The 22,971-nt window shown below is 55.8% G+C and carries 22 protein-coding genes; 9 read left to right on the top strand and 13 right to left on the bottom strand.

Going from position 1 to position 22,971, the window contains the following annotated elements; translation table 11 throughout:
- Positions 1-54: 54 nt before the first annotated feature.
- The 9 genes from polA to ACFOWX_RS10570 all read right to left on the bottom strand — a co-directional run bounded on the left by polA (position 55) and on the right by ACFOWX_RS10570 (position 10,308).
- Positions 55-2,907, bottom strand: coding sequence for a DNA polymerase I (polA, locus tag ACFOWX_RS10530; protein ID WP_381423874.1), 2,853 nt, complete (start codon positions 2,905-2,907; stop codon positions 55-57).
- Positions 2,908-3,241: 334 nt separating this feature from the next.
- Complete coding sequence (locus ACFOWX_RS10535) at positions 3,242-3,835, bottom strand: hypothetical protein (protein WP_381423876.1); 594 nt, start codon at positions 3,833-3,835, stop codon at positions 3,242-3,244.
- 234 nt (positions 3,836-4,069) lie between these two features.
- A complete protein-coding gene (mltG, locus tag ACFOWX_RS10540; protein ID WP_381423878.1) occupies positions 4,070-5,038 on the bottom strand; it encodes an endolytic transglycosylase MltG in 969 nt (322 codons plus the stop codon).
- 6 nt (positions 5,039-5,044) lie between these two features.
- A complete protein-coding gene (fabF, locus tag ACFOWX_RS10545) occupies positions 5,045-6,304 on the bottom strand; it encodes a beta-ketoacyl-ACP synthase II (protein WP_381423880.1) in 1,260 nt (419 codons plus the stop codon).
- 201 nt (positions 6,305-6,505) lie between these two features.
- Positions 6,506-6,739 (bottom strand): acyl carrier protein, encoded by a 234-nt coding sequence (locus tag ACFOWX_RS10550; protein ID WP_381423882.1) that lies wholly within the window; start codon positions 6,737-6,739, stop codon positions 6,506-6,508.
- Between the two features lie 141 nt (positions 6,740-6,880).
- A complete protein-coding gene (gene fabG, locus ACFOWX_RS10555) occupies positions 6,881-7,618 on the bottom strand; it encodes a 3-oxoacyl-[acyl-carrier-protein] reductase (RefSeq protein WP_381423884.1) in 738 nt (245 codons plus the stop codon).
- 1 nt (position 7,619) lies between these two features.
- Positions 7,620-8,420: a crotonase/enoyl-CoA hydratase family protein gene (locus ACFOWX_RS10560; RefSeq protein ID WP_381423886.1), complete on the bottom strand. Its 801-nt coding sequence runs from the start codon at positions 8,418-8,420 to the stop codon at positions 7,620-7,622.
- A 58-nt stretch (positions 8,421-8,478) separates the two neighbouring features.
- On the bottom strand, positions 8,479-9,417 hold the full coding sequence (fabD, locus tag ACFOWX_RS10565; protein ID WP_381423888.1) for an ACP S-malonyltransferase: 939 nt from the start codon (positions 9,415-9,417) through the stop codon (positions 8,479-8,481).
- Between the two features lie 54 nt (positions 9,418-9,471).
- Complete coding sequence (locus ACFOWX_RS10570; protein WP_381423890.1) at positions 9,472-10,308, bottom strand: LD-carboxypeptidase; 837 nt, start codon at positions 10,306-10,308, stop codon at positions 9,472-9,474.
- 67 nt (positions 10,309-10,375) lie between these two features.
- Between ACFOWX_RS10570 and ACFOWX_RS10575 the strand changes: the two genes are divergently transcribed.
- The 6 genes from ACFOWX_RS10575 to ACFOWX_RS10600 all read left to right on the top strand — a co-directional run bounded on the left by ACFOWX_RS10575 (position 10,376) and on the right by ACFOWX_RS10600 (position 15,071).
- The gene (locus ACFOWX_RS10575; RefSeq protein WP_381423892.1) at positions 10,376-11,779 is read left to right on the top strand and encodes a UDP-N-acetylmuramate--L-alanine ligase; all 1,404 of its coding nucleotides are present in this window, start codon (positions 10,376-10,378) and stop codon (positions 11,777-11,779) included.
- Positions 11,780-11,931: 152 nt separating this feature from the next.
- Entirely contained in the window at positions 11,932-12,312 is a 381-nt protein-coding gene (gene rpsF / locus ACFOWX_RS10580) for a 30S ribosomal protein S6 (RefSeq protein WP_381423894.1), read from the top strand.
- Complete coding sequence (gene rpsR, locus ACFOWX_RS10585; protein WP_381423896.1) at positions 12,312-12,536, top strand: 30S ribosomal protein S18; 225 nt, start codon at positions 12,312-12,314, stop codon at positions 12,534-12,536. The genes rpsF and rpsR overlap by 1 nt, the downstream gene beginning before the upstream one ends.
- 12 nt (positions 12,537-12,548) lie before the next feature.
- Positions 12,549-13,232, top strand: a complete 684-nt coding sequence (gene rplI, locus ACFOWX_RS10590; protein ID WP_381423898.1) for a 50S ribosomal protein L9 — start codon at positions 12,549-12,551, stop codon at positions 13,230-13,232.
- A gap of 135 nt (positions 13,233-13,367) precedes the next feature.
- On the top strand, positions 13,368-14,024 hold the full coding sequence (locus ACFOWX_RS10595) for a Fe2+-dependent dioxygenase (protein WP_381423900.1): 657 nt from the start codon (positions 13,368-13,370) through the stop codon (positions 14,022-14,024).
- A 6-nt stretch (positions 14,025-14,030) separates the two neighbouring features.
- Positions 14,031-15,071: a hypothetical protein gene (locus ACFOWX_RS10600; RefSeq protein ID WP_381423902.1), complete on the top strand. Its 1,041-nt coding sequence runs from the start codon at positions 14,031-14,033 to the stop codon at positions 15,069-15,071.
- Positions 15,072-15,080: 9 nt separating this feature from the next.
- On the opposite strand, the gene folE is transcribed toward ACFOWX_RS10600, so the two are convergent.
- The 3 genes from folE to fsa all read right to left on the bottom strand — a co-directional run bounded on the left by folE (position 15,081) and on the right by fsa (position 17,455).
- Entirely contained in the window at positions 15,081-15,668 is a 588-nt protein-coding gene (gene folE, locus ACFOWX_RS10605; protein WP_381423904.1) for a GTP cyclohydrolase I FolE, read from the bottom strand.
- A 12-nt stretch (positions 15,669-15,680) separates the two neighbouring features.
- Complete coding sequence (locus ACFOWX_RS10610) at positions 15,681-16,706, bottom strand: energy transducer TonB (protein ID WP_381423906.1); 1,026 nt, start codon at positions 16,704-16,706, stop codon at positions 15,681-15,683.
- A 95-nt stretch (positions 16,707-16,801) separates the two neighbouring features.
- Positions 16,802-17,455: a fructose-6-phosphate aldolase gene (gene fsa / locus ACFOWX_RS10615; protein WP_381423907.1), complete on the bottom strand. Its 654-nt coding sequence runs from the start codon at positions 17,453-17,455 to the stop codon at positions 16,802-16,804.
- A 114-nt stretch (positions 17,456-17,569) separates the two neighbouring features.
- Here fsa and ACFOWX_RS10620 point away from each other — a divergent pair, with 114 nt between their 5' ends.
- Positions 17,570-18,376: an SDR family oxidoreductase gene (locus ACFOWX_RS10620; protein ID WP_449325418.1), complete on the top strand. Its 807-nt coding sequence runs from the start codon at positions 17,570-17,572 to the stop codon at positions 18,374-18,376.
- Between the two features lie 32 nt (positions 18,377-18,408).
- Here the strand turns inward: ACFOWX_RS10620 and ACFOWX_RS10625 are convergent, their stop codons facing one another.
- Positions 18,409-19,098, bottom strand: coding sequence for a DUF4197 domain-containing protein (locus ACFOWX_RS10625; protein ID WP_381423909.1), 690 nt, complete (start codon positions 19,096-19,098; stop codon positions 18,409-18,411).
- A gap of 97 nt (positions 19,099-19,195) precedes the next feature.
- On the opposite strand from ACFOWX_RS10625, the gene ACFOWX_RS10630 reads away from it, so the two are divergent.
- Together ACFOWX_RS10630 and ACFOWX_RS10635 are read left to right on the top strand one after the other, a co-directional pair.
- A complete protein-coding gene (locus tag ACFOWX_RS10630) occupies positions 19,196-21,361 on the top strand; it encodes a primosomal protein N' (RefSeq protein ID WP_381423911.1) in 2,166 nt (721 codons plus the stop codon).
- Between the two features lie 38 nt (positions 21,362-21,399).
- Positions 21,400-22,959, top strand: coding sequence for a S1C family serine protease (locus tag ACFOWX_RS10635; protein ID WP_381423913.1), 1,560 nt, complete (start codon positions 21,400-21,402; stop codon positions 22,957-22,959).
- Positions 22,960-22,971 lie beyond the last annotated feature (12 nt).

The following is a 22,971-nucleotide window of genomic DNA, read 5'->3' on the forward strand; positions in this document are numbered from 1 at the left end:
CAAACGCAGCAGACGCAGACATTTGTTCGGGCCGCTCGAAATACGGCACCCACCCTAATGCGCCTCGCCCCAGCTTTTGCCGGTGCCGATGTCGACGCCCAGCGGGACGGAGATGGTGACGGCGGGTTCAGCGGCGCCCATCATTACATTGCGGATAACTTCGCTTGCCGCTGCGACATCGGACTCGGGCAATTCGAATACCAATTCGTCATGCACCTGTAGCAGCATTTTGACATGGGCCAGACCGGCCTTTGCCAGCGCATCATCCATACGGGCCATGGCACGTTTGATAATATCGGCGCTGGTCCCCTGTATCGGCGCGTTAATCGCGGCGCGTTCGCTGCCTTGTCGTTCCGCCTGATTTTTCGAATTGATCCGGGGAAACCATGTTTTGCGCCCGAACAGCGTTTCGGAATATCCCTTTTCCCGCACGCTCGCCAAAGTTTCCTGAATATAGGCGCTGATGCCGGGGAAGCTTTTGAAATAGGCGTCGATCATCGCCTGCGCCTCGTCGGGTTCCACCTCCAACCGTTTCGCTAGGCCCCAGCGGGAGATACCGTATAGAATTGCAAAGTTGATCGTCTTGGCCCGTCCCCGCGTATCCCGGTTTACCTCACCAAATAGTTCCTGCGCGGTGCGGTTGTGAATATCCTCTCCCGCTGCAAATGCGTCCCTTAATTGCGCCACATCGGCGATATGCGCGGCAAGGCGCAGTTCAATCTGGCTATAGTCAGCCGCCAGGATGACATTGCCCGGCTCAGCAACAAAGGCGTCGCGTATTTGCCGACCGATTTCGGTGCGGATGGGGATATTTTGCAGGTTCGGATCGGTCGAGGAGAGCCGCCCGGTCTGCGCCCCGACTAAGCCATAGCTGGTATGCACCCGTCCGGTATTCGGGTTAATCTGTTCTTGGAGCGCATCGGTATAGGTTGATTTCAGCTTCGCCAATTGCCGCCAGTCGAGCACCTTGCGCGCAATTTCAATCCCTTGTCCAGCCATGTCTTCCAATATGGTAACATCGGTCGAATATTGCCCCGATTTGCCCTTGCGCTTGCCCTTATATCCCATTTTTTCAAATAAGATTTCGCCCAGCTGCTTTGGACTGCCAATGGTGAAAGGCTCGCCTGCTATTTGGTGAATCTCGCTTTCCAACGATTGCATCTGTTCGGCAAATTCGCCAGACAGACGGGCGAGTACTGCGCGGTCCACTTTTATCCCGCGGCACTCCATCTTGCTCAGCACCTGGATCACCGGCCGGTCGGTCAATTCATAAATACGCACTGCCCGTTCAGGCGCCATCCGCAATTTCAAATGATGCCATAAGCGCAAAGTTACATCTGCATCTTCGGCGGCATATTTGGTTGCTTCGCTCAAGGGCACTTCAGCAAATCGAATCTGGCTCTTGCCCGTACCAGTGACGCTTTTGTAGCTGATACATTCATGCCCCAGATGCAGCTTAGCCAGTTCATCCATACCATGCCCATGTTCGCCAGCATCAAGGTTGAAGCTCATCACCATTGTGTCATCAATGGGCGCAATAGTGATGCCATGCTGCACCAGTACGCTCATGTCATATTTCAGATTTTGCCCAATTTTCAGGATGCTGTCATCCTCCAGCAAATCCTTTAGCATCGCCATCGCTTCATCGAATGGCACCTGATCGGCTTTTTCCGCGAACATATCGCTGCCGCCGTGGGATAGTGGCACATAGCAGGCTTGACCTGGCCGCACGGCAAGGCTGAAACCCGCCAAATTCGCGGTCACCGCCTCCAAGCTGTCGGTTTCGGTATCGAATGCGACCAGCCCCTCGGCCCGGGCCTCGGCAATCCAGCGGCCAAGCGCATCGAGCGTCGTGACACATTCATAAGCTGCCGGGTCAATGGGCGGCATCTTAGGCGGACGAGCGGCCATCGGCGCACCAGATACAGTGACAGCGGGCGCGGCGGCATTGCCGATGGTGGTCGCTCTCGGCTGTCCGGCGATCGCCTTATTCGCGGCGTCCGTATCGGTGACTTGCCCAACCCGTTTGAGCAGCGCCTTAAATCCGTGCTTTTCGAGGAACGGCACGAGCGGCCCTTCGGGAATGGTTTGCAGTTCCATATCGTCGAGCGCGATCGGCAGCGGGCAATCATCCTTCAGCGTGACCAGCACCCGCGACAATCGCGCCATGTCGGCAAACTCCACCAGCCGTTCCTGCATTTTCGATTTCTTCATTTCCGGCGCGGCGGCCAAAACGCCCTCTAAGCTACCATATTCGGTCAGAAGCTTTTCTGCGGTTTTAGGGCCGATGCCGGGAACGCCGGGTATATTATCGCTGCTATCCCCCATCAGGCTCAGCATATCTCCGACAAGCTGCGGCCCAACACCGAATTTCTCTTCCACCTCGGCGGCGCCGATGCGCTTGTCTTTCATTGTGTCGAGCATGTCGACAAGGCTGTCTTCTTTCGGCTCGATCAGCTGCATCAAATCCTTGTCCGACGACACAATCGTGACTTTCCATCCGCGCGCTACTGCTTCCTTGGTATAGCTGGCGATCATGTCATCGGCTTCGACATTTTCCTCCTCCACCATGGGCAGGGAAAAGGCGCGCGTGGCGTCTCGGATGATGGGGAATTGCGGTTTCAAATCCTCGGGCGCTTCTGGGCGGTTCGCTTTATATTGATCATAAATGTCGTTGCGGAAACTGGTCCCGGCTTTATCCAGAATGACCGCCATATGCGTCGGGCCATCGGCGGCGTGCAGATCATCGGCAAGTTTCCACAGCATATTACTATAGCCCAAAATCGCACCCACTGGCGTCCCTTCGGGATTGGTCAGCGGCGGCAGGCTATAATAAGCGCGGAAAATGAAGGCCGAACCATCGACGAGGTAGAGATGCTTTTGCGGGGTTTCGGAATCATCAGGCATCGCCATTCGATAGCAGCGGCGCGGCGATGTGTCTTGGAAGAATTGTCGGTAAAACCCGACGGCACAATCCTGCACTGTAACTGCCATTAAAATTTATTTCATCTGCTGCCTGCCTGTCACCGAATGGCTCTGGATATTATTTGCGTGAAACTTTTTTAGGTTGACGCAGAGGGCGCAGAGGTCCGCAGAGTTGTGCAGGGCGGTGGAGCACCCTTATCCCTCCTTCATGACCTTCGTGTCTTCGTGTGAGTATTTTTTGGTTCACATAATGGCACGAAAGCACAAAGTGGGCGAAGCTTGGCACAGGAGATTTGTTGCGGGGTAAGGGAATGTGTTACCGTAAACGCATTATCGCAGTCCAATAAATCTTGAACGTACTCGGCCGAGGTCCATACCTCTCGATGATTTTGATCAAATCATCGTCAAGCCATCCGCCTGCCCCGTCAAATTGCCAATAACGTAGCATTCGACAATAGTGGCGGATGTAACGTTTGTGTTGCATGGCCAGATAGAAGAAAAGCGGCTGGCAGAATAGAATGTCGTCATGCTCGTTCAGGTAATACATGCCGCCCGGCCGGGTGGCATATTTCGAGAAATCCTCGACCTTCTTCAGAAACAACTCTAACCTTTTGCGTGAGCTGCGCTGCTTAATCATAACATCCCAAAAGGTCGACGAAAACATGTTGTAAGGGACGTATTTGTCTACTGTACATTTTTTTCCACGTTTTTTTAGGAAGGGGTAGTTATCGGCCCCAGCTACGCATACGTTGAGTGCGATGTAATAAGTCGACGGCTTGCTATCGATATGTTCTTTAAGTGCCTCAATGGAAGCTTCGAGTTCATCGAAAACGCTCTCAGAGGGCGTTGCACTAATAACCCGCGCTTCGAACACCAAATCTTGTGAATGCGTTATCAGTGAAATTGCCATTGTTACTTACTCCCAATGGCACTCTTAAGATGAGAGGTTAAACAAATTGTTAGTTAAAGTAAAAATGCACTTCGGTCCGGACCCCGATTGTCTTCGCCAATAGCACCGAAGGGCCCATTGAGAATCTCTCCTGCTTCCATAGCAGCTTCAAATGCCAGATGGGTTGGTATTGACTTACCGGTTCCGGCCATTGATAGTTGCTCCGCCATAGCCTTCATAATATTCTGCAGCCCATCACATCTCTCCGCGTTGCCGCCGAATCGCGAACCATTTTTCGACATTGGCATTATGTTCTTCCAACGTGTCGGCAAAAATATGCCCGCCTTTTCCGTCCGCTACGAAATAAAGTGCGCTGGTTTTTTCAGGATTGAGCACCGCCTCTATCGCCGCTTTCGACGGATTTGCGATCGGTCCATCGGGCAGGCCGGTTTTTGTATAGGTGTTATAGCCATTCACCGCTTCAATCTCACTACGCCGGATCCGGCGGCCCAGCGGCTTACCCTTGGTCACCGGATAGATGATCGTCGGGTCGGCTTGGAGCAGCATTCCTTTGAACAGCCGGTTGGAATAGACACCAGCCACTTTGCGCAGTTCCGATTTTTTTGCCGTTTCCTTCTCAACGATCGCGGCCAGATTGACGGCCTCTTGCGGCGTTTTGACAGCGGCCGTGCTGCTGCGGTTTTCCCAGGCTTCGTTCAAAGCCTTGCTCATTGCATCCTGCATCCGTTTCAACACCGCCGCGCGGCTTTCACCTTTTTCAAAAGCATAACTATCGGGCAAGACCGAACCTTCGGCCGGCACAGCGATTTCGCCCTTCAATTGTTCATTCGCCATCAACCGTTCATAGACCATGATCGACGGCATGCCTTCGGGGATCGTCACCATCCGCTGAACCGTTTTCCCGCCTGATAATATAGTCAATATGTCGGAATTGGACGCGCGAGCGGGTATTTCAAATTCTCCGGCTTTTATTGTTTTGCCGCGGCCCAATATTTTGGCGCGGGTAACAAAGGCGTCGGCGGATTTGATGATCCCGCCTTTTTCAAGCTGCTGCGCGGCGAGCGCAATGCTTGACCCCGGTTTGATTATAATCGTCACATCACGGGTTGATGGTCCAGCCGCCGTCCAGCCGTATACGAAATTGCCGCCAACAATCAGGAACAGCAACAAGCCGATGACGGACAATATCTTGACGGCGCGCATGGGCGGTTAATCCACTTTCTTCATAATAAGGCTGGCATTGGTGCCGCCGAAACCGAAACTGTTATTCAGCACCGCACGGACATCCCGTTTCCGAGCGACCAGCGGGACTAGGTCCACGCCCTCGCAACCTTCATCCGGATTATCGAGATTGAGCGTCGGCGGAACGATTTGATCGCGCAAGGCAAGGATGCAAAATATGCTCTCCACCGCGCCTGCGCCGCCCAGCAAATGACCGATGGCCGATTTGGTGCTGCTCATCGATGCGCCGCCAATATCGTCGCCGAACAAGCGTTTGACCGCACCCAGTTCAATCGTATCGGCCATGGTCGATGTGCCATGGGCGTTGATATAGTCGATGTCGGATGGCTGCATCCCGGCTTTTTTCAAAGCCATTTCCATCGACCGATAGGCTCCGTCGCCCTCGGGATGCGGCGCCGTGACGTGATAGGCATCGCCCGACAGGCCATAACCAACAACCTCAGCATAGATTTTCGCGCCGCGTGCCTTGGCATGCTCATATTCTTCCAGCACAACAACGCCCGCGCCTTCACCCATAACAAATCCGTCGCGGTCCCTGTCATAGGGACGGCTCGCCTGCTCCGGACGGTCGTTAAAGCTGCTGTTCAGCGCGCGTGCCGCAGCAAATCCCGCCACGCCCAGCGGGTTGATCGTGCTTTCCGCGCCGCCCGCCAGCATGATGTCGGCATCATCATCACGGATCATCCGCGCCGCATCGCCAATCGAATGGGCACCCGTGGAACAAGCGGTCACTACCGCATGATTGGGGCCTTTCAGCTGATATTTAATGCTGACTTGACCAGAGATAAGGTTGATCAAGCGGCCATGGACGAAATGCGGGCTAACCCGGCCCGGTCCTTTTTCCGCCAGCACCAGCGATTCGCTTTCTATGCCCGGCAATCCGCCAATACCCGAACCGATGGAACAGCCAGCGCGCAATTTCTGCGCATCGGTCATTTCGGTCAGGCCGGCATCTTCCAATGCTTGTCCAGCGGCATCAATGCCAAAGATGATGAAGGGATCAACCTGCCGCTGCACCTTGTGATCGACGCGCTTGGCAGGGTCAAAGCCATATTCATGGTCAGGGCCCTTCACTTCGCAAGCGATGGTGCATTTTTGGTCGCTGGCATCAAAACGGGTGATCGGGCCAGCACCAGATTTCGACGCCAAAATATTGGCCCAGCTGGTTTCGACATCCCCGCCCAAAGGCGTAACAAGACCCAATCCGGTGACAACAACACGGCGCATAACATTCTCCAAACAAGGCGGTTTTCCGCCAATCCCCATTTATATTCCTGCTCACGCCCCTATCGTGGAGCATCAACCTTTTCGCTCTTAACAGGCGAATTCGGGTTAGCAAATATGCAAACGGCCTTCCGGAACAAACCGGAAAGCCGTTTAATACATTGGGTAGCTTCCAAAAAGCGCTATACCGCGCCGTTTGAAGGCTTAGCCATTGGCGTCGATGAAATCAATCGCATCCTTGACGGTCGAGATTTTCTCGGCAGCATCGTCGGGAATTTCGACGTTAAATTCTTCTTCAAACGCCATGACCAGCTCGACAATGTCCAAGCTATCTGCGCCGAGATCGTCGATGAAGCTAGCCGCTTCGGTCACCTTGTCGGCTTCGACGCCCAGATGTTCGACTACGATTTTTTTGACCCGGTCTGCGGTGTCGCTCATATATTTGCCCCTTCAAAGCTTGGGAGGATGAAATTTGTGCCATCGCCCTAATACCCAGCCGCGCCATTGGCAAGAGGGCAATGCGAATTGCGGTTAAATCAAGCCATACAGTTCTGGCTTCCTGGCGTCAGCACCACGCTGTTACAACATCGCCATGCCGCCATTTACATGCAATGTCTGTCCAGTGATATAGCCCGCCTCTTTGCTTGAAAGATAGGCAACCGCTGCGCCAATATCGCAACCCTCGCCCATACGTCCCATGGGAATACGCGCATTCAGCGCCTCTTTCTGCGCATCGGGCAGGATATCGGTCATCGGTGTAGCGATAAAGCCGGGGGCAACACAATTGACCGTAACGCCCCGGCTTGCCAGCTCCTGCGCCAACGCCTTGGACATGCCGACCACTCCCGCCTTGGACGCGGCATAATTGGCCTGACCCGGATTGCCGGTCGCACCGACCACGCTGGTGATTGAGATCATCCGGCCGTGGCGGGCCTTCATCATCGGCTTAGCGGCGGCGCGCATCAGGCGAAAGCTCGCCTCCAAATTGACCGCGATCACATCGGCCCACTCATCATCTTTCATCCGCATGGTCAGATTGTCGCGGGTAATTCCGGCGTTATTGACCAATATATCGAGCTTGCCCAGCTGTTCGAGCGCCGCCGGAACCAGCGCCTCGACGCTCAGCGGATCGGACAGGTTGCAAGGGATGGCGACATGATCGCCTCCAAGCGTATCACGGTAAGCCGCCAGCTTTTCCGCATTGCTGCCCGAAACCGCCAGCCGCGCACCCTGCGCCGCCAAAGCCTCACAAATCGCGGTGCCGATGCCGCCCGATGCGCCGGTTACAAGCGCAGTCATTCCTGTTAAATCAAACATTTTATTCTCCTGTAAATTTCGGATCGCGTTTTTCCAGAAAGGCGTCGATCGCCTCTGCATTGTCTTTGGTGGCATGAGCTAGGCTCTGCATCGCGGCGGCCATTTCCAGATTGGTGGCCAAATCGGTCCTCCCCGCAGAGCGCAGCAAACGCTTTGTCATCCGCACGGCATGGGGCGGGTTGGCGGCGATTTTCGCGGCAATTTCCTGCGCCTTTAGCAGCAAATCTTCCGCCGCCGTCACATGGCTGACAAGGCCATGGGACAGCGCGGTATGGGCATCGATCATCTCACCTGTTAACGCCATTTCACAGGCCCGCGAAAAACCGACTATGCGCGGCAAGAGCCATGCTCCGCCATCGCCCGGCACAATGCCCAGCTTTACAAAACTTTCGGCGAATTTAGCCGCATCACTGGCGATACGAATGTCGCACATTAGCGCCAGATCGCATCCTGCGCCGATCGCCGGACCGTTCACTGCGGCAATCACCGGAATATCTAATCCTTCAAACAGGATCGGCAGCCGCTGTATCCCCTGCCGGTAATTGCGCCTTGTTTGCACCGCTTTGTCCGAACGCAGCCCCGTGCCGTCCTTCATCTGCTTCAAATCCCCGCCCGATGAAAAGACATGCCCCGCCCCCGTCAGGATCACGCAGCGTATATCAATATCCGCATCCGCCGCCAGCAACGCATCCGACAGCGCGTCAATCACCGCATTATCGGACACAGGATTACGGCGTTCGGGTTGGTTGAGAATAATCGTCAACACAGCGCCATCGCGTTTTTCGAGAATAAGGTCAGTCATGTGTTATCCAATCATTGGTTCACGCGGAGACGCGAAGACGCGGAGGGTAGTGCCGTTTTTATAGCGTCCCCAAATAGGCTTCTATATCATCCATGCTGATTAAGCTGACGGTATTCACATCGCCGCCCGCGCTGCGTTTCACCATCGGGGACAGCACTTTGCCGCCAAATTCGGCGAACTCGCTGACCCCTGCGCCCGCCATGGCAATCGCGCTTTCCCGCCAGCGGACGCGGCCTGTCACTTGTTCCACAAGCTGCGTCCTGATGACATCCGCATCGCGAACCGGTGCAGCCGTGACGTTGGCGAACAGCGGCACGGCAGGGGCGTTGATAACGGTTTCGGCCAGCGCTGCGGCCATGGCCTCTGCCGCCGGTTGCATCAATGGGCAGTGAAATGGCGCGCTGACCGGTAATTTGATGCCGCGCTTAATGCCGTGCTCCTTGGTCAGGTCAATCGCCCGTTCGATGGCCGCCAAATGCCCGCTAATCACAACTTGGCCGGGGTCATTATCATTGGCAACTGTGCAGGTTTCACCGTCCGCAGCAGCGGCGGCAAGACTTTCCGCCTTTTCAATATCGGCGCCCAGCAAAGCCGCCATCGCGCCCACACCCACGGGCACCGCCGCTTGCATCGCACGGCCGCGCAGCTTCAAAAGCTGTGCCGTAGTGGCAAGGTCAAAGCTGCCCGCCGCGCAGAGCGCCGTATATTCGCCCAAACTATGCCCCGCAACAAACGCCGCCTTATCGGACAGCGTGACCCTGCCCTCTGCCTCCAGCACGCGCAAAGTAGCGATCGCGTTGGCCATGATCGCTGGCTGCGCATTTTCGGTAAGGGTCAACTCCTCTTCTGGTCCCTCGCACATCAGGCGGAACAGATTTTGACCGAGCGCATCGTCAACCTCCTGAAACACAGCCTTCGCGGCGGCGCTTGCGGCGGCGAGATCGCGGCCCATACCGACCGCCTGACTGCCCTGTCCCGGAAAAATAAATGCGCGCATGATTTGATCCTCCAATATATTTTAGTTGGCTATCCGCCGTTTCGGCAAAGGCGGTTATGGCGTTGACGGCGCGGTTGCAAGCCCGAAAGGTACGACCTTGTTATCGGCATCATGGCCAATATCGGCCCGCCCCAGATAGGCTATACCCGTCCGCGCACACCAACGGCGGGCGATTTCCTCCGGTTCTTCACCAAATGGCCGGTCATTTTCGGGCACATCACCCACCCGGCCAAGCATGATACCGGCAAGGCCCGCATCCGATAAAGCGCTGGTGACATGAAACATCGCTCGGTCGAAGGCATAGAGATGCTCCGACACTTCCTCTATCATCAGCACATGGCCGGATAAGTCGGGCATGACCGGCGTGCCGATCATCATACTGAGCGTCATCAGGTTAAATGCGGCATAGCGTGCGCCCAGCTGAACCGCTGGCTCAACCGCGGACCTGTCCGCCCCGGTTATCCAGCTTAACGCCCGGCATACCGCCACTTCACCGCCTTCGCGCCTGATGTCGGTCGGCATCGGGCCGTACACCGGAAATCCAATTCCGGCGCGGTATAACGCGCCGAGCATATTGCCCGCGTCGCTATAGCCCATATAGATTTTATCCCGCGCCGTATCGCCAAGGCGGCGCACGGCATCTTCGGCAATACGGCAAGCGCCATAGCCGCCGCGCACAAACCAGATTGCGCCGATTGTTGCATCATTGGCCATTGATGTGAAAGCGGCCAGCCGGTCGGCATCGCATCCGGCAAAATGGCCCTGCTCGGCAAAACATTGTTCGTGCCAGATCAGCTTTACGTGCGGAAATTCTTTTTCGGCCAAGCTCGTCACCCGCGCGGCATCAGGCCTGCTAAAGGGCGTGGATGGGGCGCAAATACCGATTTTCATTTTTCGAAGGCCCTTTTTCTTTACCTTGCCAATTGCCAAAACTTCTCCCTTTCAATAGGCGAAGCGGATGAACAAAAACAAATCCTATTTCTTTTGCGGAATTGGCGGTTCGGGGATGTTACCGCTGGCCATGATATTGCGCGAAGGCGGCGCGGCGGTGGCCGGGTCCGACCGCGCATTGGACCAAGGCAGGCTGGCCGATAAATTCGAATATCTGAAAGCCAAAGGGATATCGCTGCATGATCAGGATGGCAGCGGCCTTGTCAGTGGGGATCAGATACTCGTCGCATCTGCCGCAATAGAGGATAGCGTGCCCGACATTGCCAAGGCCAAGGAGCTGGGATGCAAACGCATGACCCGCGCCGAATTGCTGGCCGAAATTTTCAACGCTGCGCCGCGTAGCATCGCCATTGGCGGGACCAGCGGCAAATCAACGGTGACAGGCATGGCCGGATGGATACTTGCCCATGCCGGAATGGACCCCACCATCATGAATGGCGGCGTGATGAAAAATTTCGTCTCCGCCGACGCTCCCTTTGCCAGTGCGCGCGTGGGCTGCGGGGAAATTTTTGTCAGCGAAGTTGACGAAAGCGACGGCTCCATCGCGCTTTACACACCCGAGGTTGCGGTGCTGAATAATGTCAGCCTGGACCATAAAAGCCTCGATGAATTGCGGCAGCTATTTGGCGATTTCGCTCGCAGCGCCAAAACCGCTATCTGGAATGCGGATGACGTCGAAACGGTGGCGTTGATAGGGACGCTGAAATTGGAAGGCGCGATCAGCTTCGGCTTTTCTGACCGCGCCGATATACGCGCCGCCGATGTAGTCGATCTTCCGCTAGGCAGCCGCTTTACGCTGCAAGCGCATGGCAGCGAATTGCCCGTAACTTTGCAAGTGCCCGGACGGCATAACATCAGCAACGCGCTCGCCGCAATTGCCGCCGCCATAGCCATGGGCGTCACCGCGCCGCAGGCCGTGGCCGCGATGGAACGCTTTACCGGCCTTGCCCGCCGCTTCGATATTGTCGGCATTGCAGGCGGTATTACGGTGATCGATGATTTCGGGCATAATCCCGATAAAACCGCAGCAACGCTCGCCACATTGCGCGCCTTTCCCGGCCGCGTCATCGCCTTTTTCCAACCCCATGGCTTTGGCCCGATCCGCGTGATGGGTCAGGAATTGGCGCAAGTTTTCGCCCGGATGCTGGGCCGCGATGACATATTGATTCTATGCGATCCGGTTTATTTTGGCGGCACCGTCGACAAAAGCATCGGCAGCCAGTCGATCACCGACGCCGTCGCCGCCGCCGGCCGCCACGCCGAACATATCCCGTCGCGCGAAGATTGCGGGACACGCATCGTCGAACTCGCCAAACCCGGCGACCGCATCGTCATCATGGGCGCCCGCGATGACACGCTGAGCGCTTTTGCCGCGGATATATTGGGACAATTGGTGAAGGCATCGGTTTGACCGAAGGTTCATGCTTCAGATAGTAACTCTTCACTTGCATATGTAGGCCCCTTCGCCTATGCGCGGCGCTCCCTAGCGGGAATCAGAAGAAGGCCGGAGGGGCGTGTCTGCATGGTGCGGCGTCAGCGATCGGTAATATAAAGGAAGTGCCAATGGCTCTATATGAGCATATATTTTTGGCGCGTCAGGACCTGAGCCAGGCTCAGGTTGATGCGCTGGCGGCGGAAGCCACCAAAATCATCGAAGACAATAAAGGCCTGGTCGTAAAGACCGAAACCTGGGGTCTTCGCACGCTTACTTACAAGATTCAGAAGAACCGCAAGGCGCATTTTGTGATGCTTGAAATTGACGGCCCCGGCGATGTTATTGCCGAGCTGGAGCGTCAGCTGCGTCTTAACGAAGACGTGATCCGCTACATGACCGTGCGCGTTGACGCCCATGAAAAAGGTCCATCTGTGATGATGCGCAAAAATGACCGCACCGAACGGGCACCCCGCGCGCCCCGCCGTTCACGCGAAGAGGAGAATGCATAATGTCACGTCCATTTTTCCGTCGCCGTAAATCCTGCCCATTCCAAGGTAAGGACGCACCGAAAATCGATTATAAAGATGTACGCCTGCTGCAAGGTTATATCTCCGAACGCGGCAAGATTGTGCCTTCGCGCATCACCGCCGTTTCCGCCATTAAACAGCGTGAGCTGTCCAAAGCCATTAAGCGCGCACGCCATATCGGCCTGTTGCCTTATATCGTACGTTAAGGGAGAAGCGACATGGATATCATACTTCTCGAACGCGTAGAAAAATTGGGCGCCATCGGCGATGTTGTAACCGTGAAGGACGGGTATGCCCGCAACTTCCTGTTGCCCAACAAAAAAGCGCTCCGCGCCAATGAAAGCAACAAAAAGCTGTTTGAAGCAAACCGTGCCAAGATCGAAGCCGATAACGCCGATCGCCGCACCGAAGCAGAAGCTGCTTCGAAAAATGTTGAAGGCAAACAGATCGTCCTGATCCGTGCCGCATCGAACACGGGTCAGCTATATGGCTCGGTAACGGTGCGCGACATTACCGAAGGCCTGAATGCTGATGGTGCAGATGTGAACAAAGGCATGATCATTCTGGAACGCCCGATCAAGGCGCTCGGCGTATATGACGTGAAAGTCGTTTTGCACCCCGAAGTATCGGTGAAGGTAAGCGTCAACGTCGCCCGCAGCGACGATGAAGCCGAACTGCAAAAAGACGGCGTTAACGTGATCGATCAAATGTTCGAAGAAGAACAGGCCGAGATCGCAGCAGAAGCCATCGTAGCGGCAGAAGAAGCGGAAGTGGCCGCTGATGAAGCCGAAGCAGCTGAACAAGCCAAGCGCGCCGAAATGAAAGCCGCCGCTGAAGCAGCCCGCGCCGCCGAAAGCGAAGGCGAAGGCCTTTCCGGCGGAGACGAAGCCAAGGAAGACTAAGCTTCAATCCAATACAAAATGAGACCGCCCAGTCGAAAGACTGGGCGGTTTTTTTGTTTTTAGATGCTGAATTTTTTGGCTCGGAACCAATGATCGAATTGGACAAATCGACAACAAGGGATTAGCCCTTCGTCCATGATCAGAAAAATTCGGATATTGAACAACGCACAAATTGCGCAGCTCATGAAGATCGCCGCATCGGCCAATTATGTGGACGGAAAAATTAGCAACCCTCATAGCAAAGTTAAAAATAATCAGCAGCTGCACGACCCACAAGCCTATCAGCAAACCTCCAAATTATTGTTCGATGCCCTGGTCGCCAATCCGGAATTTCATGAATTTGCCTTTCCTCAGCGCGTAGCTCCGCCATTGATGACAAAATATGGAGTAGGCCAGAATTATGGCCTCCACCCCGATAGCGCGACAATTAACCTGCCTGATGGCCCGTTACGTTCAGACCTCAGCTGTACAATTTTTCTAAATGAACCAGATAGATACGAAGGCGGAGCACTACACATTCGCCTTGGGGATGATGATCTACGCTTCCGCCTTGATGCTGGTAGGGCTGTCATTTATCCATCAAACACGCTGCACGAGGTTGAACCGGTGACCAGCGGCGAACGTCACGTCGCGATAACCTTCATCCAAAGCAAAATTGCCGATAATGCAAAACGCGATTTGCTGTTCGATTTGAATGAGGTCGCCGCATTGGAGGGCAATAATATGACGGCAGAGAACTTTTCGCGGCTGCAGCTGGTGCAATATAATCTAATGCGAATGTGGGGCGCTTAATCCCGAATGGCAGACAGTCTGGCGCAAGCTTTTGCAAGTAATGCGGTGCTTTTTCCTCATATGTTGGAATTGATATCCGACCGAATATTGATGTCGCATCTGACCGAGGAAAATTTCAACACGGCGAGCTTTCTGGACCAGAGAATGTTCACGCCGCAGCTCAAACGGAATCTGTTGGAATGGAGCGATGTCGAAAATATTCCGCTACCGTCCGCCCCTACGCCCTATTATATCTTTCATATCGGCCATGTTGGATCGACCCTGATCTCCCGTTTACTCGGCGAATGGAGTAATATTTTGGCACTCCGCGAGCCATTGATATTGCGCAATTTAGCCGAGATTTGGCAGACGCTCGATGCACCGCACTCGCGTTGGTCACCCGAACAATATGCGGCGCGGCGCGATCTGATCACCCGCTGGCTATCGCGATCATTCCACGATGAACAACGCCCGATGGTCAAGGCGAGCAGCTTCGTTAGCCCGCTCGCGCCGCAGCTAATAAAGTCCGACACTAAAGCGCTGTTCCTAAAGACCAATTTGGAAAGCTATATGCTGACCATATTGGCTGGCGAAGCATCTATGCATGAAACGATGGCGATGGCGCCTGCGCGGCTTGAAAGGCTCACAGCGACGCTGAACGAACCGCCAGCACGGTTGTGGGAGCTGACACCTGCGCAGCGCGTCGCGATGAGCTGGTTATGCGAAATGGTAACGTTGCATCGGGCCGAGAAAACAGCCCCGACCGGATCGGTAAAATGGCAGGATTTTGATCGTTTCCTCGCTATGCCAAACGCCCAGTTAACTGAAATAGCAGAATTTTTTGATCTTTCCGTCGAACAGCCACTTGTGTCCGCTCTTTTGCAGGGACCGATCATGCGCAGCTATTCCAAGGCCCCCGAACATGGTTATAGCGCCGATCTACGCCGTGATGTGCAAAACGAGGCAAAGATGCGGCATGGTGGTGAGTTGAAAACAGCCATGAAATGGGTTGAAAAACTGGCAAATCGCCACTCAGCTATTGCTGATATTTGTAATTTCAACCCGTAGCTCTTTCGATCAATATCCCATCAGGCTCATGACTTCTTTACGGCTGCTTTGGTCGTCCAGGAAGCAGCCAAGCAATTTCGACGTTACCATGCCAACGCCGGGCGTGCGAACGCCGCGGCCCGTCATGCAGCCATGCTGCGCCTCTATCACCACGGCGACGCCTTCGGGTTTCAAATGATCGTAAATGCAATTGGCCACTTCGGCGGTTAGGCGTTCCTGCACTTGCAACCGGCGGGCATAGCCATGCAGCACGCGGGCAAGTTTGGAGATGCCAACAACCCGGTCGGTGGGCATATAGGCGATGGACGCTTTGCCGATAATCGGCGCCATATGATGCTCGCAATGCGAATGGAACGGAATGTCTTTCAACAGGACCAATTCATGATATCCGCCGACCTCTTCGAAAGTGCGAGACAAATGCACGCCGGGGTCTTCATGATAACCGTTGCAATATTCTTTCCAAGCACGACCGACTCGCGCGGGCGTATCGAGCAGGCCTTCCCGGTTCGGGTCATCACCCGCCCATTCCAATAACGTGCGGATTGCATCCTGCACATGGTCGGGAACATCGATTTTGGGTTGCGGTGTATTGGGCATTATTCACTTTCTCTAATTCGGTATTTGCCAGCGGACACGGGTGGCCCAGCCGTCTTCTAAGGAATTGCCTGCTCCGTCCAATGCAGGATTAAACCTAGCCCTCTGCCGCAAAGATGAACAGGTGGCTTGATCCAAATCTTCATGTCCGCTGCTTCGGGTGATGGCACAATTGGTTACTTCTCCATTTTTGCCGATGTCAAGGCGGACCGCTGTCACGCCTTCCCGTTCTTCGGATAAAGCCTGCGCGGGATAGTCATTGGTTGTAACCCACTTGCTGATATTACCGCGCGGCATCGCGCGCTGCGCCATAAAAACTATTGGCGGTGAGGGACTGGGAAACGAAGTCGGCGTCTCTTGACCTCGTCCCGCCCGCCTGCCGTCCGGCGCACCATCCGATTGCTGGCTTTTGGATGACTCAAAAACTGGCCGAAAATCGCCCCGCTCATCATTATCCTCGTCACGGCTGCACATGGATGGAAGGATGAAAAACAAAACAGCAGCTCCGAACAGGATATTGCGGCCGGTTTTCGTGGTAACCAGCCAAATCAGCCAGTCAAACAGACTGACGCCGGCCGGGCTATCATTGCCTGCCAATTTTTTGGGCGGCTCCGAGCTGCTGTATGACGCTTGCCGTTCTGCGTATAATTCTTCTTCTGTTTTATAGCCACCGCCGCGTTGATATTTGGCCCTTGCCTCGTTTATTTGCCCCGCGTTATCGGCCCAAGGATTTCGCGCTTGGGAGGTGTTTTTACGGCCATCTTCGCTGGAAGCTGAATACGCGGCGGTGCTGACGCGTGCAGCCGGCGGGGAGTTCGGTGACGCCGGGTTTGAAGGCGGCGGAGCCGGAACGGGCGGAGCTGAAACTGATTTTGGAGGAGCTGACGGCGGCGGCGGCGAAACATTTAGCGTTGCGTGATAACCACTATGGCGCGCTGTTCGTTCGCTGCATTTGTAGCATAATTTGGCGGCACGATATTTGGGGAGGTTGATCTCGGATCGTTTCAGCAAATCATCTTCACGGTCACCGCCGCCCGTCATAACAGGTGGCAATTCCGTTCCGCATGCCGCGCATTTCAGTTTTGAATTGCCAAACAGCCCCAAATCAACGCCGCCCCTGACTCACGATACGCCGATCAGCCGATGGCCTGACCGGTATCAGCCCAATCTTTCAAAAATGCTTCCATACCCTTGTCGGTCAAGACATGTTTGAACAGGCCTTTAATCACCGAAGGCGGGGCCGTAATTACATCTGCGCCGATACGGGCGGCCTCCAACACGTGGATGCCATGACGAATGCTGGCGACCAATATTTCGGTATCGAAACCATAATTGTCATAAATCAAACGGATGTCCTCAATCAGGCTCATTCCATCAAAGCCGTTATCATCGTGCCGTCCAACGAAGGGGGAAATGAAACTCGCGCCCGCCTTTGCCGCAAGCAGCGCCTGATTGGCCGAAAAGCACAGGGTCACATTTACCATCGATCCGTCGCTGGTCAGCGCTTTGCACGTTTTCAGGCCATCAATGGTCAGCGGCACTTTAATGCAGACATTATCCGCAATTTTCCGCAATATCTCCGCTTCTTTCATCATGCCCGCATGGTCGAGAGCCACCACTTCAGCCGACACCGGGCCATCGGTAAGCCCGCATATCTCCTTGGTTACCTCGATAATGTCGCGGCCCGATTTTTTAATCAGCGAAGGGTTGGTCGTCACCCCGTCAAGCAAACCTGTTTCGGCAAGATCAGCAATTTCAGCAGTGTCGGCAGTGTCGGCAAAAAACTTCATAAAAATAGGTACCTTCAGGTAGATTGGAATAGGAGGAATCACTCTATTGCCTTCATGGCAAAATGCAGTCAGCTTGCACAGGCTATTTTATAAAAATCCACGGAGGACGCGATTTTGTCACAGACTTTTCTACCTGATTTGCTGAAAGGCAAAACTGCTTTTGTTGCCGGCGCATCATCGGGTATAAACCTGCAATGCGCGCGCCGTTATGCCGAAGCGGGTGCCCGCGTATTCATCATCAGCCGCAGCGAGGATAAGATTGCCGCCGCAGCGCAGCAGCTTCGCGGTGACGGCTTGGACGTGACCGGGATGGCCTGCGACGTGCGCGATGCGGCGCGGTTGAAAGAGGCTCTCTCCGCTTGCCGCGATGCCTATGGTCCGATTGATATCGTATTGTCGGGGGCCGCTGGAAACTTCATTGCACCTGCATTGGGGATGAGCGCGAATGCGTTTAAGACGGTTGTCGACATTGATCTGCTTGGTACATTTAATGTCTTTCACGGCTGCTATGAATATTTGAACGAGGGCGGCGCATCGTTGGTGGCGATTACCGCTGGTCAGGCAGTGCGGCCGATGATGTATCAAATCCATGCCTGCGCCGCAAAGGCGGGAGTTAATCAGGTGATAAAATGCCTCGCGATGGAATGGGGCCCGAAAAATATCCGCGTGAACGGCATTTCCCCCGGCCCGATTGGCGACACCGAAGGCATGATACGGCTCGCCCCGAATGAACAAGCGGTTGAGGCCAGCAAGAAACGAATCCCCCTGCGCGATTGGGGGACCAAAGATGACATTGGCGATGCGTGCCTATGGCTGGCCAGCGACGCAGCTCGCTACGTCTCTGGCGCGATCATCAATGTCGACGGCGGCAGCGAATTGGGCGATGCCAGCGGCGACGCATTTGGAATGAAGGGCGACTGACGCAGTCTCCCGGAAAGCGCGGTACCAACAGTTTATTTCAGCGCGCTGCCAAGCCCGAACACCCCGATCAGCACAGGATCATTGGTGGACCTAGGGTTGGCGCGAATATTCGCTTCCTCTGCGCCGATCGCCGCCCACACGGCATTATCGGCTTTTTGCGTGATGTCATTGGCCAAAGCGCCAATGTCAAAACCCGACACCGACTGCACCGCGCGGCTGATCGTGGCATCGTCAAATAAGCGCAGCCCTTCAGATATACCGGGCAGCATCGCATCGAGCACCGCGCTGCCCATTTTACCGCGCAGGAAAGTCGAGGCGGCTTGCGGCCCGCCGCGCACGATGCTCGCCGCATCCTCTATGCTGACATTGCGCACCGCTTCGGCAACCAGCGGCGCGGCCCGTTCTGCGCCCTTTTCCGCTGCGCGATTCAATTGCCGCTGCAGCTTGTCGCGAAACGCGCCGCTCTGCAACACGGCCGACAAAATCCCGCTACCTGCGCCGCCGCCCAATCGGTCCGGCAAGGCGATGCGCGCCACTTGGCTGTCATAAAATCCATTGGGCTGCAGCAATAACGCGAAGGCATTTTGCGACGACAATGTCAACAGCCGCCTGATCGCTTCGGTCAAGCTGAAACCCGGCAAGCTTTGGCATCCCGGCAGGGTCAGCGCCGCCCCGGCCAATCCGGCAAGCAATAGCTGACGGCGATCTATCTCTATTTGCATGAAACTCTCTCCCATATGACTCGCTGCTTGCTAACAGAATTTCACGAAAGCCGATAGCATTGATGACGCGGTGGCCGCCGCAACCTATAGCAGCATTATGAATCGCGTCCGCGTCATTTTGCTTACTCAGGCTGTCGGCCCGCTCGACTATAAATTGCCCGCCGGAATGGCGGCAAAGCCCGGCAGCATCGTGGTCGTTCCGCTGGGTCCGCGCAAAATGGTGGGCGTGGTTTGGGATGAAGATGCCTTCCCGCTGGACCCGGTAGACCCGAAAAAATTGCGCGCGGTCTATGAATTGGTGGACACGCCGCCCTTGGCGAAGGGGCTGCGCCAGCTCGTCAACTGGGCCGCCGATTATTATATCACCGCACATGCCAATATATTGCGGATGGTGCTGTCCTCTTCATCGGCGCTATCGTCAGCGGCAACCATCACCGAATATCGCGCAACTAGCCGAGTGCCAACGCGAATGACCGAATTGCGCGCCGCCGCACTTGATCAGCTGGAAGGCGCGCAGGGGCTGGTGCGCGAATTGGCCTCCGAAGCGGGTGTCAGCGACGCTGTCATTCGCGGGTTGATAAAAGCAGGGGCCTTTGAACCTGTCGAGGTTGGCATCGATACGCCGCTTCTCCTGCCCGATCCCGATTTTGCCGCGCCGGTTTTGAACAACGAACAATCGGCAGCGGCCGCCGCGATGGTTGGTGCCGTCAAACAGCAACAATTTGCGCCCTTTGTCCTCGACGGCGTAACCGGATCAGGCAAAACCGAAACCTATTTCGAAGCGGTCGCTGCTGCGCTTAGGCTGGGCAAGCAGACATTGGTTCTGCTGCCTGAAATAGCATTGACGCAGCCTTTTTTGAAACGGTTCGAAGAACGCTTCGGCACGCAACCTGCCACATGGCATAGCGGGATGCGCAGCACGCAGCGCCGCCGTGTTTGGCGCGCCGTTGCAGACGGCAGCGCAAAGGTCGTGGTCGGCGCCCGCTCCGCTCTATTCCTACCCTATATGAACCCCGGCCTCATCATCGTCGACGAAGCCCATGAAACCAGTTTCAAGCAAGAGGATGGCGTGCGGTATCACGCCCGCGATGTGGCGGTGATGCGCGGCAAATTTGAAGGTTTTCCAGTCATCTTGGCATCCGCCACGCCGGCATTGGAAAGCCGCCATATGGTGCAGACCGGCATTTACACCGGTCTGGAAATTCCATCACGCTTTGGCGCGGCAAAATTGCCAGAGATAAAGGCGGTGGACCTGACGCTCGATGCGCCCGAACGCCATCACTGGATCGCCCCGCCGCTGGTTCAAGCTTTGCAAGAGCGGATCGAACGCGGCGAACAAAGCCTGCTCTTCCTCAACCGGCGGGGCTTTGCGCCGTTGACGCTGTGCCGGACCTGCGGGCACCGTTTCCAATGTCCCAATTGCACCAGCTGGATGGTTGAACATCGGCTCGTGAAGCGGCTGGCCTGTCATCATTGCGGCCATGTCATGCCGCCGCCCAGCGCCTGCCCCGAATGTCACGAGGAAGACAGCCTTGTCGCCTGCGGTCCTGGGGTCGAAAGGATCACTGAGGAGGTGCAGCGCCTATTCCCCGATGCGCGCACGATCATGGCCACATCGGATACATTATGGTCACCCGAAAAAGCGGCCGAATTTGTCGCCAGGGTTGAGGCAGGAGCGGTCGACATTATCATCGGGACGCAGCTGGTGACTAAGGGCTATCACTTCCCCAATCTGACATTAGTGGGCGTGATCGACGCTGACCTTGGCCTAGAGGGCGGGGATTTGCGCGCCGCCGAACGCACCTTCCAACAAATAGCCCAAGCCGCTGGACGAGCGGGGCGCGGCGAAAAACCCGGCGAAGTGCTGATCCAAACGCGCAGCCCAGCGCATCCCGTGATCGCCGCGTTGGTGGACGGCGACCGCGACGCATTTTACGATGCCGAAACCGAAATGCGCAAAAGCGCAGGCGCACCGCCCTTTGGCCGCTATGCCGCAATCATCATTTCATCCGAGGACGAACGCGAAGCCATTGAGGCTGCTCGTGCGATAGGGGCGGCCGCGCCAAAAGCGGACGGCATATATGTGTATGGCCCTGCGCCCGCACCACTCGCCATGCTGCGCGGGCGTTACCGGCACCGATTGCTGGTCCATGCGCAGCGCAGCGTCGACCTGCAATCCATGATCCGCAACTGGTTGAACGAGCTAAACTGGCCGCGCGGAGTGCGCGTTGGGGTCGATGTCGATCCCTACAGCTTTTTGTAACTGCTCTTGCCAGCGGACGGACATGGGGGCAAACAGGGATGATGATGAAACCTGCGCCGATGCTTTCCTGTCTTTTGTTGCTGCTGGCGATGTTTTTTCCGGCGTGCGCCCAAGCCGATAGCGGGGATATTCAGGCCGCCAGCCGCAGCGTCGTGCGCGTGGCAATTTTTGGCGAGGTAGACGGCGAACGGCGCATGATCGGCCATGGTTCGGGGCTGGTCGTGGCACCTGATAAAATTATCACCAACGCCCATGTTGTCGAAGAATCGCTTTATAATGACAGCATCACATTTCGCATTGTCCCGTCACAAGGAAGCGACAGCTATACTGCAACCTTGGTCAAATGGTCGCCCGAAAATGATTTGGCTTTACTCCAATTGGAGGTAGGAGCCCGCCTGCCAGCGGCGAGCCTGTTAACGGGCGACGCGCCCGATGGCAGCGATGTTTTTGCCATTGGCTATCCCGCCAACGTCGATATCGCCATGCAGCTGGATGAAGCAGAGACAATGCGCCCGCAATCCCCCGTCAAAACGCGCGGCACGGTATCGTCGGGCCGCTCGGCAAAGGCATTTGACACTATTTTGCATACCGCCCCTATTGCGCCGGGTAATAGCGGCGGCCCAATGGTCGATGCCTGCGGACGGGTGGTCGGTATTAACAGTTTTGGTTCGACCAACGAAAATGGCGGATCGGAATTTTACTTTGCCATTTCGGTCAAAGAGCTGACCGCATTTTTGCGCGCGCAAAAAGTCGCCTATAATAGCGTCAGCGGACCTTGCCGTTCCGTCGCCGAACTGACCGCAGCCGAAGCAGAGCGGGAAAAAGCCGCCCGCGCCAAAATTGCGGAGGAGCAGCGCAGCGCCGACGCCGCCCGTGACAAAGCCGAGGCGCAAGCGCGGCGTGACGCGGAGCTGGACATTATTGCCGAGCGGGAAAACCGGATGGCTCTATCGGGCCTATTGTTGCTGTTTGCGCTCGGCTGCGGGGGCATTTCCTATGCGCTGTTTCAGGCAGGACGCGGGCAACATGGAAAGATAGCCGCGATTGTTGGCGGGGCGCTGACCTTTGCTGCGCTGCTTATTTTTGCTGGGCGGCCAAGTTTTGCCGATGTCGCCGACCGGATGAAGAATGAGAAGCCAGCACAGCAGAAGGCCGCAGATGACAAAACCCCTACCAGCACCGACGCCAATAGCAGCGGCGCAAAAAGCTGCGTCTTCGTGCCTGACCGCAGCAAGGTAACCGTTTCGAGCACAGCCGATATTCGCTTTGACTGGAAAAATACCGGCTGCGTCAATGACCGCACCCAATATGCGTTAGATGGCAGCAACTGGACACGCGGCTTCGTTCCGGGCAGTGATCAACAGGTCTCTTTGGTCAGCTATAATCCCGACAATAATAGCTACCGCATCGAACGCTATCTGCTTGGTCTCGACGCCATGCAAAAGGCGCGTTCAGCGCGGCAGCAGTTTAATGTGAAAGGCTGCTCCACCAGCAAGGATAAGGCGCAGCGCATCACCCGAATGAACCAAAGCCTGCGCGATATATTACCGGAGCAGCCCAATGAGTTGCTTATCTTTTCTTGCCAGAATGAGGGTTAGGATCCAGCCCCT

Source organism: Sphingorhabdus arenilitoris (assembly GCF_042651485.1).
GTDB lineage: Bacteria > Pseudomonadota > Alphaproteobacteria > Sphingomonadales > Sphingomonadaceae > Sphingorhabdus_B > Sphingorhabdus_B arenilitoris.